Origin of the sequence: Kitasatospora sp. NPDC036755, assembly GCF_040636595.1 — a bacterium.
Taxonomy (GTDB): domain Bacteria; phylum Actinomycetota; class Actinomycetes; order Streptomycetales; family Streptomycetaceae; genus Kitasatospora.
In genome coordinates this window covers 1-1,926 of record NZ_JBEZUT010000628.1, presented here as the reverse complement: position 1 = coordinate 1,926, position 1,926 = coordinate 1, and the positions used below count along the sequence as shown (strand labels likewise).

Below are 1,926 nucleotides of genomic sequence, written 5' to 3'. Positions count from 1 at the left end.
CATCGACTCGGCCTGCGCCGGCTCGCTCATCTCCGTGCACGTGGGCTGCCAGTCGATCCGACTCGGCGAGAGCGACCTCGTGCTCGCCGGCGGCGCGCCAGCGGGGGCACCGCCACCGTGACCACCGGGGCGGTGGACGGCTCCGGTGCCGCCTCGCCCGGGCCGGGGTCCGGGACGGCCGGAGCGGGCGCGGCGGTGGCACTCGTCGCGGCCACGGTGATGAAGTCGGCCGCCAGGCCGACCGACTCGGCCGCGCCCTCGCCCGGCTCCGGCACGGTGTCCGAGACGGCGACCAGGGACTCGAACAGGATCGGCGCGTCCTCGGTGAAGGCCAGCCGGAGCTCGACGGTGCGGCTCCCGCCGTTCGCGAGCGTGATGACGCCGGAGTCCCGGTCCCCGGCCCGCAGTCCGAAGCAGAGCCGGTCGGTGCGCTGCGAGCAGCCGCCCGGGGTGGCGCCCCACCACTGCCCGTCCGCGGCACGAAACTCGAACCTGACGGTGTCCGCGGGGAGTTCGTGCTCCCCCCGGAACACGACCGCGGGCACGACCCGCAGCTCCTTGCCGCTGTGGTTGGCGAGCAGCAGCCTGAACGGCTTGGCCTCCCCGCCCACCGTGAACAGGATGGGCACGCCGTCGAACCCGACCTCGGCGGTGGCCGCCGGGGTGGTCGGCGCCGCGGTCGGTACCACCGCCGGGACGATGAGCAGGTCCGGGCGGCCGCTGTCCGCGTCGCCGGTGTGCTGGTCCGGCGGCAGGGCCGGATCCGAGACCGCGGCGGTGAAGCCCGCGGTCACCCGCCCGGCCGGGGCGTCGGCGGTGACGGTGAGCCGCAGCCGGTAGACGGCCTCGGCGCCGGCCGCCAGGGGCAGCGCGGCGGGCCGGTCGAGCACCCAGCGGCCGCCGGTGGCGAGGCCGTTCGCCCGGGCGTCCTGCCACTCGGCGCCGCCGGGTGGCCGGTATTCCAGCCTGAAGTGGCCCGGCCCGGTGCCGGCACCGGTGTCGGCCAGGACGAAGACCGGGGACCGGACGTCCAGCCGGTGGTCGGCGGTGTTCCGGAGCGTCGCGGTGAACTCCACCGGCGCACCGCCCGCGCCGAGGGTGCCGGGAAGGCCGGCGAGGGCGACCGTGACCGGCGAGGAACGGCCCTGGGTGCCCGGGGACACCGCGACGGGCTGCGGCGCGGCGAAGCCGACCGGGGTCCCGGCGACGGCCAGGCCGGAGGCCAGCGTGACGGCGGCGGTCGCGGTCAGGAATCTGCGATGCCGAGTGTGCAATCCAACCTCACGGGAGAATGCGGGACAGAACCCATCAGGACGTGAAACCGCTTGCACGAGAGGTCGTTTCACGACGAAGTCGGGCTTTCGTCCGCCCCCCGGCCGACCGCGATCGGCAGCATCCTATCGAGCCCCCTCCGGCGCTCCGGACCGAGGACGCCCCCCGGTTCCTCAGGGCCACCCTGACGGGACCCCGACATCCGGCTACGCCTCCCCGGTGACCCTTCGGGGTGGAGAATCACCTGCCGGGCTGAGGACTTGGGGCGGGCGGCGGCGGAGGATGGAGGCAGCCCGCCGGACCGGCCGGACCGGGCCGCCACCGTACGGAGAAGAGCATGAGTTCCCGTCTTGCCCGTCCCCGCCACAACCGCGTCATCGCCGGCGTCTGCGCCGGGCTCGCCGACCGCTTCGGCCTCACCCCGTCGACCATGCGCGTGATCTTCCTGGTCTCCTGGCTGCTGCCCGGCCCCGGGATCCTGCTCTACGTGATCCTCTGGCTGCTGCTCCCCCAGGAGCCGTGAGCCCGGGCCCCGGCCCGGGCTCACGGCGACGGGGCGCCCGCCCCCGGAGGGCCGGGGGGGGGGGGCCCGCGCCCGGGGGGGGGGGGGGGTAAGCCGGTGAGGCCGGGGGGGGGCCGGGGGGTGCGGGTGAG

Annotated in this window: 2 protein-coding genes; both read left to right on the top strand. The window is 76.3% G+C overall.

Annotation, left to right across the window (positions count from 1 at the left end):
• Positions 1 to 34: 34 nt before the first annotated feature.
• On the top strand, positions 35 to 121 hold the full coding sequence (locus tag AB0E96_RS40695) for a hypothetical protein (protein WP_359831832.1): 87 nt from the start codon (positions 35 to 37) through the stop codon (positions 119 to 121).
• A 1,488-nt stretch (positions 122 to 1,609) separates the two neighbouring features.
• Entirely contained in the window at positions 1,610 to 1,795 is a 186-nt protein-coding gene (locus AB0E96_RS40690) for a PspC domain-containing protein (protein WP_359831831.1), read from the top strand.
• The last annotated feature ends 131 nt before the right edge of the window (positions 1,796 to 1,926 follow it).

Coding starts and splice junctions, on each gene's coding strand:
- AB0E96_RS40690 (WP_359831831.1), top strand. CDS start 1,610: ATGAGTTCCCGTCTTGCCCGTCCCCGCCACAACCGCGTCATCGCCGGC.